Origin of the sequence: Zhongshania aliphaticivorans, assembly GCF_902705875.1 — a bacterium.
Taxonomy (GTDB): domain Bacteria; phylum Pseudomonadota; class Gammaproteobacteria; order Pseudomonadales; family Spongiibacteraceae; genus Spongiibacter; species Spongiibacter aliphaticivorans_A.
In genome coordinates this window covers 639,735-653,033 of the sequence record NZ_CACSIK010000001.1, presented here as the reverse complement: position 1 = coordinate 653,033, position 13,299 = coordinate 639,735, and the positions used below count along the sequence as shown (strand labels likewise).

The following is a 13,299-nucleotide window of genomic DNA, read 5'->3' as shown; positions in this document are numbered from 1 at the left end:
TAAAGGCTCAGAACGCGCGGCGCTCCACATTAAGCCGAGCCGCCTCTTGTTGATCAATCTGTTCAATTCGCACCGCACACTGCTTAAATGCAGGCTGGCGCGAATATGGATCTAACAAGCCCAGCGATAAGCGATTCACACAATCGTGATAGTGCATTGGAATAAACACCATATTGTGAGGTACGCGCTGGGTGAGCTGCACCATGACCACGGCATCACCCCGCTTGGAGACTAATCGCACATAGCTTTGATGTTTAACACCTTGTTCACGCGCTGAATCTGGGTTCATCTCCATATACGGCGTGGGGCTAAACTTATTTAAATTGCCAATTTTTCCTGTTTTTGTCCGGGTATGAAAATGCTCAACAACACGGCCACTATTTAACCAAAACGGATAACTCTTATTAGGCACTTCGTTATCTTCGATATAATCCATAGCCAGCAAATTAGCTTTGCCGTTGGGCGTTGGATATACGCCATCACTGTATAATCGAGGATTACCAGTCTCTTCGCCCTCTCTCATGGGCCACTGGATACCACGTTGCGCCTCAATTAAATCGTGACTCATGCCTGATATATCTAAATTACGTTTATCACCTTTGGAAAGGGATTTCATTTCATCAAAAATGTCTGACGAGGTTTCTGGGAAACTCATTGCACGGCCACGCTCAAACCGTTTTGCAAGCTCGCTAAATACCCAGTGATCTGGTTTAGCCTGCCCTGGTGGTTCAACAAATTTGCGTACCAAATTCACTCTGCGCTCGGTATTGGTTTGTACGCCTTCTTTCTCCCCCCAAAGTGCGCCCGGTAAGTAAACGTGGGCAAAATTGACCGTTTCGCAATCTTTATAACCGTCTTGCACAACCATGAATTCCAGCTTTTCTAATGCTTTCTTTATGCGTGGCTGATTAGGCATAGACGTTAATGGGTTTGTTGCCACGATCCAAAGTGCCTTGATCTCTCCAGACTCAATGGCAGGGAAAATATCGGTTTGCTGTAATCCACGCTTAGCAGGGAAAAACGCCTCATCCACACCCCAAAACTTAGCTACCTCATCCCTGTGCTCTTGCTTTTCAAGCATCCGGTAGCCGGGCAAACCAGAACATGAAGACCACTCTCGTGTTCCCATGGCGTTGCACTGTCCGGTGATTGACAGGCTGGTGCCACCGGGTATGCCAATATTGCCGGTAATTAAATTTAAATTATTGATGCCACACACACCATCGGTGCCATGCGTACTTTGATTAATCCCCATTGTCCAAATACTCATTGCAGAGGGGGCTTTAGCATAGATTCGCGCTACATTCTTAATCATATCGGCATCGATACCACAAATACGTGACGCCGTAACGGGGTCGTATTTTGCCACTGTCGCCTTAAATTCATCAAAACCGTTACAGTGCGCCGCAATATATGATTCGTCCTGCAGCCCCTCAGCCAAAATGACATGAGCAAAAGCATTAAGAAGTACGAGATCAGTACCTGGCGTAATAGGAAGGTGTATGTCTGCAAATTGCGCAAACATGGTGACCCGTGGGTCAATGACAATTAGTGGAAACTTACGTTTTTCTAAGGCTTCTTTAAGTCGCCAGTAAATAATAGGGTGTTGTTCTGGCAAGTTTGAACCAAATGCCAAAAGACAGTGAGTACTTTCAAAATCGTCATAGCAACCCGGCGGGCCATCAGCCCCAAATGATCGCTTATAACCAGACACCGCCGACGCCATACACAGAGTCGTATTACCGTCATAATTATTGGTGCCTAGTACGCCACGCACCAACTTACCTAGCGTATAAAACTCTTCCGTAAGAAGCTGTCCAGTGGAAACAACCGCTACGCTATCGCGCCCATATTTTTCTTGGATACGCATGAATTCTGCGGCTGTTTTATCAAGCGCCACATCCCAGCTTGCAGGCTGAAAGCTATCGTAAATTTTATTGCGAACTAACGGCTCCGTGCCACGACCAGCGGTTCCACTTAACTCGTGCTCAAAAATACCCTTGATGCACAGTTTCCCCTGGTTAACAGGGGCATTCCCTTTACCTCTGCTTGCTACCGGCTTTCCCTCTGAATTTAAGCCAACTTCAATAGAGCAACCAGTAGAGCAATAGCCACACACAGCGTATTTCCAATCTACTACTTTTTTATCAACAATCGTAATTGGCTTACGTTTTTTACGGCCAAATATCATTTATTCCTCCCCTTTGCTGATCGCACCAATCTGGACCAAGCCCTCACCAGAAAGCCGTCAACAAGCGCACCATAATGGTGAAAAACCACTATTTATGACACCAATACGAGATAATCTACAAGAACCGTGCCACTAAGGAGTTAATGCCGAAAAGCTGCCGACAGTAAGCTAAAACGTAGGAGAAGAGGGAAGGCCAAGGCAATTAATGCAGGAAGAAAACAAGCATTCAATACAACAAAAAAGGGGCCATAAGGCCCCTTCACAGATTCACTATATGAATCAAACGTTACTCAACAACTTCAACCGGTACAACCGCAATAACACGACGGTTTGCAGCACGACCAGCTGATGTTTTGTTATCAGCAATTGGACGCTCTTCACCGTAGCCAACTGCGCTCAAACGATTTGCAGCGATACCATAATCGCGGATCAATGCATTACGAACGGCATCAGCACGACGCTGAGAAAGCTGCTTGTTATAAGCTGCAGCACCATTGCTATCCGCATGACCTTCAACCACTGTTGCTGTGCTGCCAAACTTATTCATAAAGTCAGCAACTTTTTTCAGCTCAGCAGCATAAGCCGCAGGAATCGCATCAGAGTTATTAGCAAAGTTAATTTCTAACTTGATGCTCTCAGTGTGCTTAAGCACAAATTTACAACCAAACTTGTCTACTTGACGACCCGCTGGTGTATTTGGGCATTTATCACGGAAGTTTGGTACGCCGTCTCCGTCTTTATCTAGCGCACAACCTTTCGCATCAACCGCAACACCTGCTGGTGTACCAGAGCATTGATCCACACCATCTTCAACACCATCAGCATCTGCATCACCAGTAACTGGCGCAGGAGCAGGCATAGGAGCTGGAGCAGCAGCACTACCACCAAAGGCATAGCTTATACCTACAGACACAATACCATCTGCTGTTTCGTTGTCGGTACCATAGATATAACGCGCATCAGTACGTACTGACCAAGCATCATCCAACGCATAACGAACACCACCACCGGCATTTAACTGGGTTTGTGCGTTATATGCTCCAGTAGCAGGATTGGCATCAACCAAGCCGATACCACCAGCCATGTATGGCGTTAATTTTGACTCTCCGCCAAAATAGCGCAGAACATCAAGGCTAGCACCAAGAACTTCTTGATCTAGATTGCTGTTGCCACGGTAATGCTCAGCATCGCTGTAAAAAGCACGGGCTTCGACGCCCCAGTCTTGATCAAGCTTGTATTCAGCACCAACGATACCAACTGCAGTAGGATCAAGGTCACGATCTCCATCGAAAACCATGTAACCAATTGCTGGGTTTAGATACCATTTTCCATCTTCAGCAGCAGATGCCAATGACGGACACATCGCTGCAGTAATTGCAGCACTTAATAGGACTTTACGCATAACTCTCCCCCTAATTTTTTTAAAACTTCCTTAACTATGCCGTGTGAGCACGTCATAACACCAGAATAACACGAGCACCACTGCTTGCACGTCTGATTTTGTGTAATTTTACCAAGCCAATCAGTAATTGCACTGAGCAATTAAAAAAAACGTTTTAGCAATGATTTCAGCGGCTAAGAGGGTGCAATCTCAAGTGAGTTCCCTCCTTCAGCCTAAAAATAGCTGTAATTACCCTTATTCACAATTATTTACGCTAAATTCACCAATCCATCGCCTGTTTTACAAACGGGATTGTCAGTTTTCGCTGTTCGACAAGACTCAGCCTATCCAACACATTTAACAAATCAAACAAACTCTTTGCGTCACGCTTACAACGAGTATAAATATACTCAGCCACGGCATCAGATATAATGATACCCCGTGTTTTTGCCTTATACTGCAACGCTGCCATTCGCTCAGGCTCACTTAACTCCGACAATCTATAACTACTTAAACTCTGCAAACGAGACTGTAAGTCCCGCAAATTAACGTCTAATTGCGAAACTGCTACCGAAGCTGAAATCAGCAAGCGCGCATCAGTACTTAACATTCTGTTGTAACAATTAAAAATAGCTCTTTCCCACTGCTCATGGCCAGCAATCAACTGAATATCATCAAGGCACAGCAAATCTAAATGCTCAGCCCCCTCCAACATCGCCTCTGGGTCAAAATCAACCAACTCTGCTAAGGGAATATAACGAGCATACCGACCAGCTTCCTCAGCAAGATGGCAACACGCCTGTAACAGGTGGCTTCGGCCACCCACACCATGCAAATAAACCCACTTATCTCCCACACCAATTGCCTGCTGCTGAAGCTGAGAAACTAGCAAACCATGATGTTCGGGTGTATAAAAATTACTAAAGGTCGCATCTGCATCAAGTTTTAAGGCCAATGGCAATTGAGGGCTAATCATTACTCAGGAGCTTCTGGTTTAGCCGCTTCACATTTATCCTCATAAAGCTCACTACGTTTATAATAGTCATGTAGATGATTAATCATTACTTTTATTACTGCAGCAACAGGCAATGCGAGTAATATCCCAACAAAGCCGAACAGCTGCCCACCAACTAGTATGGCAAAAATAACCACAACCGGGTGTAAACCAATTTTCTCACCCACCAACATTGGCGTTAATATCATTGACTCAAGCGCCTGACCAACGCCAAACACCGCCGCCACCCCAACTAATAGCCACACGCTGTCGAACTGGAAAAATGCGGCTAAACCAGCAGCAGAAATACCGACAATCACCCCCAAATACGGGACGATACTCGCCAATCCGGCAACCAAGCCTAAAACCAAGGCGAGATCGAGCCCAACAAACCAGAGCCCCACTGTATATATTAATGCAAGCGCCATCATTACCAGCAACTGCCCGCGCGCAAATGCTCCCAAGATTTCATCACATTGCCGTGCTATAACAACAGTTTGCGCCTCTACTGAACGCGGTAATAAATTGCGAATCGCCGCCATAAGCACATCCCAGTCCCGCAGCAAATAAAATGTGACCACAGGCACCAATGTCGCATTAGCCACCCAAGTTAATAACGCCAAACTGGAACCAGTGACCTTTTCCCATAAATAAAAAAGAATCCCTCCTGCACTTTCCCAGTGTTCACTCAGGGCATCCTTCGCGGCCTCCATTGGCTTAGATTGCTCTGGCAAATCAAGATATTGCCTCAAGGTGGGCAAACCTGTCTCTTGAATCCATGCCAGGCCATCATAAATTCGCTCAATTAATAATTGAATCTGTTCAATCAATAGAGGTACCGTTATTAATAGCGCCAGTACAGCAAATACCGTTAGCAGCACAAACACCGTAACAACAGCTGCAGTTCTACCCATCCCTCGCGCTTCTAGCCGATCGGCCAGCGGGTCGCCAATATAAGCTAGCACCGCTGCCAACAAAAACGGCATCAGTATTGGCGACAATAAATGTAGGACTAAAATAACAGCAATCGCTGCAAGTAGCCCCCATACGGGCTTGGATATAGAAATCACTGATTTCGCCCTGTCCACTTATAATAACCTCGCACCGACACAGGCAAGCTTTGGCTTACATTCGCACTCTCAAGTAAGCGCCCATCGAGGGTTAAAAATCGACGCACTTTTTCCATGTCATCATTGAGTACTAACTCTAAGATCAGCTCATCTTTATTTAACCAGACTGTGTTAGCGTGCTGGATAACCGCCAAACCCTCAAGGTAGGTCACTAAACTCGCATAGCTTGCAAAACTATTTACACCAGACACATGAATAGTCGTATTGGCACTACTCCCCGCTCCAGCTGAAACCGAATAGGTTGCCGCCTGCATATCCGCCAGGTAATCGATGGGCGCAGCCAAAACATCTGTCGCGGTTAGGCCCTCACTATCCAAGCGAAGCGACTCAGCCCCCTGCAACAACACCCAACTCCCAATCCACTGTCCTGTCGAAAATTGCGAAACCCTTCCCATCAAAATAAACGGCGTGGAATAGCGGCTAGAAGCCTGCTGTATATCATCGACGGACATTTCCCAAGCCTGCTTAACACTCAAGCTAGCAGAATCAGCCAAATCAAATAAAGGCATTTGGACGACAACACCCCGCCGCTGAGCCTCACTATGCAAAGCGGTTAAAAGCTCGGCATCTGCATCGGCACCCACAAACTTCCGTCCCTCGATAGTATCTGCCACTAGCCACACTAAAACCGCAGGACGATTTGCTGACCAAATTGGCAAACCGGCAGACTGCAATGTGGCGTTTACCTGCCGCGGCGAAAAGCTCAGCTTCAACATCAACTCATCTTCACCCTCATCATTTTTACTTCGCTGGTAGCGATACTGGGTCATAAATGGCTCTGGAGCGGCAAGAGCTTCAGCCACAACAGGGTTATCAGCAACTTGACGACGCCCAGAAACCCGCACAAAAACCTGCTCCAAGGCCAATCCGGCACCCTGTTTCAGTGCCGTACGAGACTGGGATTCAACCAGAAGCTGCTCATCATATAAATTACTAACAACCGCTGCCTGACCAGACAACGCCGTCAGAACAGCAAATACTGATGCCAGCGCCCGAATAATTTGCCTCACTTTATATACGTCCTTTTTTCATGCTGCGAGCAGCTATTGTAGCAAGCCACCATGTGCTCGTCGTGACTAGTGGCAAAAAGTCACCTTTTTGCTGCTGAATTAAACTCTCATTCAAGCTAGAATAGCGCCCTCTTAGAGGACAGCCAACAATTATGACTGACACCAGTAAGCCAAGCTTAAGTTACAAAGACGCCGGCGTAGACATCGATGCCGGTGACGCCCTAGTAGAACGCATCAAAGATGTGGCAAAACGCACACGTCGCGCCGAGGTCATGAGTGGCCTTGGTGGATTTGGTGCACTCTGCCAAATTCCCACTGGCTACAAAGAGCCTGTTTTAGTTTCTGGCACCGATGGTGTCGGCACCAAGCTAAAACTGGCGATGGAAGTCGGTATTCACGACACCATCGGCATCGACCTGGTCGCCATGTGCGTCAACGATCTACTCGTTACCGGTGCAGAGCCTTTATTTTTCCTCGATTACTATGCTACTGGCGCGTTAAATGTCGATATTGCCGCCAATGTGGTTAGCGGTATTGGCAATGGCTGTGAGCAAGCCGGCTGCGCCCTAGTCGGTGGCGAAACTGCTGAAATGCCAGGCATGTATGAAGGCGATGATTACGATCTGGCCGGATTCTGCGTGGGCGTGGTAGAAAAAGCCGATATCATCGATGGCAGCTCTGTCCGCATAGGTGACCAGCTTATCGGCGTCACCTCATCCGGCCCGCACTCCAACGGCTATTCATTGGTTCGCAAAATCATTGAACATAGCGGTGCCAAGCTCGACCAAGTTTTTGGCGACAGCACCTTGGGCGAAACATTGCTGGCACCCACAAAAATTTACATTAAACCAGTCTTGCGTGCGATTAAACAATATCGGGTCAATGCGCTTGCCCACATTACCGGTGGCGGCCTGTTAGAGAACATCCCACGAGTACTGCCCCGTAATACCAAAGCAGTAATCGACGGCAACAGCTGGGACCGCCCCGCCATATTCAACTGGCTACAAGAACAAGGCAATGTCGAAGCCCGAGAAATGTACCGCACATTTAATTGCGGCATTGGCATGGTACTGGCCGTCGCAGCCGATGACACTGAAGGCGTTATTGATATGCTTAACCAGCAGGGCGAAACCGCCATGTTGATTGGTAGTATTGAGGCTGCAGGGGAAGACGAACCAAAAGTCGTTATTGAAGGCCTATAAATTTATGCCCTGCAAGCTGGTAGTCCTTCTATCTGGTAGTGGCTCCAACTTGCAGGCATTTATTGATGCCTGCAATAACAAGACACTACCAAATACAATAATTAGCGCCGTTATCAGCAACAAAGCCGATGCCTTTGGTCTTGTCCGTGCCCAACAAGCCGGCATTCCAACTGCCTGTATTGACCACAAAAAATTTGCCAGCCGACACGAATTTGATACCGCCCTACAAAATCAAATCGACAGCTACAATGCTGACCTAATTATTCTTGCTGGATTTATGCGCATCCTCACTCCAGAGTTTGTCCGCCACTATTTAGGCAGATTAATAAACATCCACCCCTCACTCCTGCCAAAATACCCCGGCCTAAACACACACCAGCGAGCCCTTGACGCCGGTGACAGCGAAGCCGGAGCCACTGTTCACTTTGTTACCGAGGAGCTAGACGGCGGGCCCGCCATAATTCAGGCAAAAATACCGATATTTAATGGTGATGATACTGCAACCCTTTCAGCACGGGTCTTGTCCAAAGAACACACAATCTATCCCCTAGCCGCGCAATGGTTCGCGGAAGGACGTTTGAGTTTACAAAATTCAAAGGCGGTGCTTGATGACAAAGAACTACCCGAAAGTGGCGTATTATTTCAGCAAGATTAGCCTGTCTGCCTGTCTCATGCTTGCCCTCCACAGCCCAACGTTTGCTATTGATAACAGCATTAACACCAACTTAAACAACTCCGCAATTACGCCACCACCCAATCAACACGCAGAACAAACTGCCGCGATTCTCCCTTACAGTGCAGAATATAAAATCAGCAGCAATAGCTTAAGCACCAATGCAACCCGCACACTCAGCAAACAAGGTGACAATTGGCTGCTATCCCAACACGCCAAACTCTTGTTCATTAAAGTAAAAGAAGAAAGCCTTATAGAAAATTCCGCTGAGGGCATACGCCCACTGCACTACGAATACGAGAACAATATGAGCAGTAAGCAGGACCAGTTTATTAATTTTGACTGGTCAACCCATTCTGCCAGCGACAGTAAATATCGTAAGCCTTGGTCATCAGACATTAGTGACGACACCTTTGACCAGCTCAGCGGCCAACTTAAAATGAGGGAAGCGATTATTAACAACCGCCTCAAAGATGAAATGAGTCTGACGGTTGTTAATCGTGGTAAACACAAAACCTATACCGTAAAAGAATTGGGTGAAGAAACCATTAGCAGCGAAGCGGGGAAGCTGCGCACCGTGAAATTGCTACGCTCCCGCGCAGGCAGCAGCAGTGAAACCACTATTTGGTTAGCAAAAGACTGGAATTACATCATTGTAAAACTAGAACAACGAGAAGATGACGAGGTTTACAAACTAGATCTGATTAAAGCCACCCTCGACGGCAATACCGTCAAGGGTCTATAGCTACGCTAAACTGCTTAAGTTTTAGGCAGGGTGACACCGGTTTGCCCTTGGTACTTGCCACCACGATCTTTATAGCTCACATCGCATATTTCATCAGACTCAAAAAACAACATTTGTGCCACACCTTCATTAGCATAAATTTTTGCCGGCAAGGTCGTTGTATTCGAAAACTCTAATGTCACATGCCCCTCCCACTCAGGCTCTAAAGGCGTGACATTCACAATAATCCCACAGCGGGCGTAGGTAGATTTCCCCAAGCACATGGTAAGCACACTACGTGGAATGCGAAAATACTCAACGGTACGCGCTAGCGCAAAAGAGTTAGGCGGAATAATGCAATAATCTGCCGTAATATCAACAAAACTTCTTTCGTCAAAAGCCTTAGGATCTACCGTTGCCGAATACGTATTCGTAAACACCTTAAACTCATTCGAACACCTTACGTCGTAACCGTAACTGGAGGTGCCATAAGAAATAATTTTGGCGTCGTCGCGGGTACGAATCTGCCCTGGCTCAAAGGGCTCAATCATTCCCTCACTCTCAGCCATACGGCGAATCCACTTATCGGCCTTAATACTCATTCCATCCCCTTATGCGGCAACGTATAAAATTATGTTAAACAATCACAAAACCCACTAATCATTACTAATCGAGATATTCGGGAAAGTATTACTTTGTAAGCGCTGACGCCTAGCAAGCTCAACCGTCATACCTATCGCAACATCTCGATATAAGCTAGCCGCACTCCCGTTAGGATCAGCAGCTACAACCGGCTGACCACAATCCGCTTGTTCGCGAATCTGCAAAGACAGTGGTAGCGCACCCAACATTGGCACATTATATGTTGTCGCCATACGCTCGCCACCACCCTGGCCAAAGACATGTTCCTGATGACCACACTCACTGCAGATATGCACTGCCATGTTTTCTACAATACCCAACACCGGCACAGACACTTTGCGAAACATCTCTACGCCTTTTTTGGCATCTAAAAGCGCAATGTCTTGCGGCGTGGTCACCACGACTGCTCCCGACACAGGTACTTTCTGCGACAGTGTTAACTGGATATCCCCCGTACCCGGTGGCATATCGATAATAAGATAATCCAAGTCCTGCCAATATGTTTGGTTCAATAACTGCTGCAAAGCACCTGTCGCCATCGGACCGCGCCACACCATGGGTGTCTCTTCCGTGACCAAATACCCCATAGACATAGACTGCACACCGTGAGCCTCAACGGGCAATAAATAGTGTGTGCCATACTGTTTTGGACGCTGCCCCTGAGGGACACCCAGCATCATCTGAACACTGGGCCCATAGATATCCGCATCCAAGAGCCCCACGCGAGCACCTTCTGCCGCTAAGGCCAAGGCCAAGTTCACCGAGGTGGTTGATTTACCCACCCCGCCCTTACCTGATGCCACTGCAATAATATTGCGGACATTTTCCATGCTCTTAATATTTTGTTGTGCGGCAAAAGGTTTTATTTTCCAACTAAGCTGTACGTTAACTGATTCAACGCCTGCCATACTCTGCAGCACCTCAACGAGCGCATTCTCATACGCTTGCTGGGCACTTTTTGCGGGAAAACTTAGCTCAACCACAGCCGCAATACGGCCACCGTCAATATTTAAGGAAATAATATCTGCGAGCTCTACCAGCGGTGCAGACAGACCGGGCAGCACCACCGCCAGCAGTTGTTCACGAACTCTGGTTTCCAGCCCAAGCGACATATCCTTGTACCCTCATCATCAATAAATATTCAATTAGCCGGCGAGTATACGCGCCACACTCACATCGAACAACGCGTGACAGATGCGCCAGAGCGCCAAAAACGCTATAATCTCGCGCCTTTGAATCCAACCTGCCGCAGCGAAACAACCGCCGCAGCCAATACGCTCAAACAAGGAACATCATGTCGCGCAAGATTCTGGTCACCAGCGCCCTGCCCTATGCCAACGGGCCTCTACATCTTGGTCACTTACTTGAGTCCATCCAAACCGATATTTGGGTGCGTTATCAGAAGTTGCGTGGCAATGATTGCATCTATTTATGTGCAGATGACGCCCATGGCACAGCCATAATGCTAACGGCAGAAAAGCTAGGCATTACCCCAGAAGAGCAAATTGCCCGCGTAAAAGCCGAGCACGAACGCGACCTAGCTGGATTCCACATTCAGTTTGACAACTACCACTCCACCCATTCTCCGGAGTGCAAACATTATTCGGAAGAAATATACCGCCGCCTAGAAGCCAACGGCCACATTGAGCGCCGCGATGTTACTCAACTATTCGATCCTGAAAAAAACCTATTTCTAGCCGATCGCTATATCAAGGGCACATGCCCTAAGTGCAAGGCCGATGATCAATACGGCGACAACTGCGAGGTTTGTGGCGCCACTTACACCCCCGCAGAGTTGATAAATCCACGCTCAGCCATCTCCGGCGCCACACCAATAGAAAAAAGCTCCACACACTACTTTTTTAAACTTGGCGACTTTGAAAACCTACTCCGTAACTGGACCGGCAGCGGCTCGCTACAGCCCCAAATCGCCAACAAACTGCGTGAATGGCTAGATGCGGGCTTACAAAGTTGGGATATTTCTCGCGATGCACCGTACTTCGGGTTTGAAATCCCAGACGCACCGGGGAAATTCTTCTATGTATGGTTAGATGCCCCCATCGGTTATATGGCGAGCTGTGCAAACTGGTGTGAACGTAACGGCCGTGACTTTAATGAATACTGGGGCCGCGATTCAAAAACAGAGCTCTACCACTTTATCGGTAAAGACATCATCAACTTCCATGGCCTATTTTGGCCTGCGATGTTGGATTCAGCGGGCTTCCGTCAACCAACAGCCATTTATGCCCACGGTTTTTTAACCGTTAACGGCAAAAAAATGTCCAAATCTCGCGGCACCTTCATTAAGGCAGAAACGTACTTAAAACATCTGCCGGCAGAATACCTGCGCTATTACTTCGCCGCTAAGCTCTCAGGGGCTGTTGACGATATTGACCTTAATTTAGAGGATTTCGTTAATCGGGTGAACTCTGACCTAGTTGGCAAGCTGGTCAACATCGCCAGTCGCAGCGCTAAATTTGTCCACAAAGGTAATGATGGAAAACTCAGTGAATCACAGCACAACGCCGACTTATGGCAGCAAGTAACCGGCGCAAGCGCCACCATTGCAGCCTTTTATGAGCAAAGGGAATACAGCAAGGCCGTGCGCGAAATCATGGCCCTAGCCGATGCGACCAACGAATATTTTGATGCATGTGAACCTTGGAAACTCGCAAAATCTGACGATACTATTGCGATAGCCGCAGCGGTGTCGTCACAGTGTATTGATCTGTTCCGCGTGCTCATAACATACCTATCGCCAGTACTTCCCGAGCTAGCCAAGCAAGCCGAACATTTCTTAAACCACCCCATCACATGGCAGGGTGAATTTTTACCACTGCACAACCACGACATTAAGCCCTTCAAGGCAATGATGAGCCGAGTAGACGGTGACAAAGTTGCCGCTATGGTTGAAGAAAGTAGCGACAATACCCCCAAAGTTGCCGCAAAACCAAAAAAGGCGGCAAAAGACAAAAATTCGGGTATAGCCGACACAATAGCCTACCCCGACTTTGCTAAGATTGATCTTCGAGTCGCCGAAATCGTCGCCGCAGAAGCGGTAGAAGGTGCAGATAAATTATTAAAGCTCAGCCTCAGTTTGGGAGAGTTAGGAAACCGGCAAGTCTTTGCGGGCATTAAAACTGCGTATAATGCCGAGCAATTGGTAGGCAAACTTACCGTCATGGTCGCAAATCTCGAAGCGCGAAAAATGCGCTTCGGCTTATCTGAGGGCATGGTGCTTGCCGCCGGCCCCGGCGACCAAGAAATCTGGTTGCTCAGCCCTGATAGTGGCGCAAAAGCAGGGATGAAAATTCAGTAATTACTACTGGCCGCTTAGCCATAGCGGCCTGAC

Annotated in this window: 11 protein-coding genes; 4 read left to right on the top strand and 7 right to left on the bottom strand. The window is 47.7% G+C overall.

The genetic code is table 11. The annotated features are described in order from the left end of the window. Window positions 1-7 precede the first annotated feature (7 nt). From AELLOGFF_RS03075 to AELLOGFF_RS03055, 5 genes are all read right to left on the bottom strand, one after another. Window positions 8-2,191 carry a molybdopterin oxidoreductase family protein gene (locus tag AELLOGFF_RS03075; protein ID WP_159267290.1) on the bottom strand — a complete coding sequence of 728 codons (2,184 nt, stop codon included), beginning with the start codon at window positions 2,189-2,191 and terminating at the stop codon, window positions 8-10. Window positions 2,192-2,477: 286 nt separating this feature from the next. After that, on the bottom strand, window positions 2,478-3,593 hold the full coding sequence (locus AELLOGFF_RS03070; RefSeq protein ID WP_159267289.1) for an OmpA family protein: 1,116 nt from the start codon (window positions 3,591-3,593) through the stop codon (window positions 2,478-2,480). Window positions 3,594-3,852: 259 nt separating this feature from the next. Next, complete coding sequence (gene hda, locus AELLOGFF_RS03065; RefSeq protein WP_159267288.1) at window positions 3,853-4,548, bottom strand: DnaA regulatory inactivator Hda; 696 nt, start codon at window positions 4,546-4,548, stop codon at window positions 3,853-3,855. Next, entirely contained in the window at window positions 4,548-5,636 is a 1,089-nt protein-coding gene (locus AELLOGFF_RS03060; protein ID WP_159267287.1) for an AI-2E family transporter, read from the bottom strand. The genes hda and AELLOGFF_RS03060 overlap by 1 nt, the downstream gene beginning before the upstream one ends. Then, on the bottom strand, window positions 5,633-6,706 hold the full coding sequence (locus tag AELLOGFF_RS03055) for a DUF2066 domain-containing protein (RefSeq protein ID WP_159267286.1): 1,074 nt from the start codon (window positions 6,704-6,706) through the stop codon (window positions 5,633-5,635). The genes AELLOGFF_RS03060 and AELLOGFF_RS03055 overlap by 4 nt, the downstream gene beginning before the upstream one ends. A 152-nt stretch (window positions 6,707-6,858) precedes the next feature. Between AELLOGFF_RS03055 and purM the strand changes: the two genes are divergently transcribed. From purM to AELLOGFF_RS03040, 3 genes are read left to right on the top strand one after another with little or no spacing between them, the layout of a single operon-like run. Continuing rightward, entirely contained in the window at window positions 6,859-7,908 is a 1,050-nt protein-coding gene (gene purM, locus AELLOGFF_RS03050) for a phosphoribosylformylglycinamidine cyclo-ligase (protein ID WP_159267285.1), read from the top strand. Between the two features lie 4 nt (window positions 7,909-7,912). Then, window positions 7,913-8,563 carry a phosphoribosylglycinamide formyltransferase gene (purN, locus tag AELLOGFF_RS03045; RefSeq protein WP_159267284.1) on the top strand — a complete coding sequence of 217 codons (651 nt, stop codon included), beginning with the start codon at window positions 7,913-7,915 and terminating at the stop codon, window positions 8,561-8,563. Further along, window positions 8,517-9,326 (top strand): DUF3108 domain-containing protein, encoded by an 810-nt coding sequence (locus AELLOGFF_RS03040; protein ID WP_159267283.1) that lies wholly within the window; start codon window positions 8,517-8,519, stop codon window positions 9,324-9,326. The genes purN and AELLOGFF_RS03040 overlap by 47 nt, the downstream gene beginning before the upstream one ends. Before the next feature lie 14 nt (window positions 9,327-9,340). Here the strand turns inward: AELLOGFF_RS03040 and dcd are convergent, their stop codons facing one another. Together dcd and apbC are read right to left on the bottom strand one after the other, a co-directional pair. Beyond that, on the bottom strand, window positions 9,341-9,907 hold the full coding sequence (gene dcd, locus AELLOGFF_RS03035) for a dCTP deaminase (protein WP_159267282.1): 567 nt from the start codon (window positions 9,905-9,907) through the stop codon (window positions 9,341-9,343). A gap of 54 nt (window positions 9,908-9,961) precedes the next feature. Further along, window positions 9,962-11,059, bottom strand: a complete 1,098-nt coding sequence (apbC, locus tag AELLOGFF_RS03030; protein WP_159267281.1) for an iron-sulfur cluster carrier protein ApbC — start codon at window positions 11,057-11,059, stop codon at window positions 9,962-9,964. A 182-nt stretch (window positions 11,060-11,241) separates the two neighbouring features. Between apbC and metG the strand changes: the two genes are divergently transcribed. Continuing rightward, the gene (gene metG / locus AELLOGFF_RS03025; protein WP_159267280.1) at window positions 11,242-13,266 is read left to right on the top strand and encodes a methionine--tRNA ligase; all 2,025 of its coding nucleotides are present in this window, start codon (window positions 11,242-11,244) and stop codon (window positions 13,264-13,266) included. Window positions 13,267-13,299: the final 33 nt, after the last annotated feature.

Excerpts from the sequence above, each read along its gene's own strand:
- AELLOGFF_RS03075 (WP_159267290.1), bottom strand. The coding sequence starts at position 2,191 with ATGATATTTGGCCGTAAAAAACGTAAGCCAATTACGATTGTTGATAAA.
- AELLOGFF_RS03070 (WP_159267289.1), bottom strand. The coding sequence starts at position 3,593 with ATGCGTAAAGTCCTATTAAGTGCTGCAATTACTGCAGCGATGTGTCCG.
- hda (WP_159267288.1), bottom strand. The coding sequence starts at position 4,548 with ATGATTAGCCCTCAATTGCCATTGGCCTTAAAACTTGATGCAGATGCG.
- purM (WP_159267285.1), top strand. The coding sequence starts at position 6,859 with ATGACTGACACCAGTAAGCCAAGCTTAAGTTACAAAGACGCCGGCGTA.
- purN (WP_159267284.1), top strand. The coding sequence starts at position 7,913 with ATGCCCTGCAAGCTGGTAGTCCTTCTATCTGGTAGTGGCTCCAACTTG.
- AELLOGFF_RS03040 (WP_159267283.1), top strand. The coding sequence starts at position 8,517 with ATGACAAAGAACTACCCGAAAGTGGCGTATTATTTCAGCAAGATTAGC.
- dcd (WP_159267282.1), bottom strand. The coding sequence starts at position 9,907 with ATGAGTATTAAGGCCGATAAGTGGATTCGCCGTATGGCTGAGAGTGAG.
- apbC (WP_159267281.1), bottom strand. The coding sequence starts at position 11,059 with ATGTCGCTTGGGCTGGAAACCAGAGTTCGTGAACAACTGCTGGCGGTG.
- metG (WP_159267280.1), top strand. The coding sequence starts at position 11,242 with ATGTCGCGCAAGATTCTGGTCACCAGCGCCCTGCCCTATGCCAACGGG.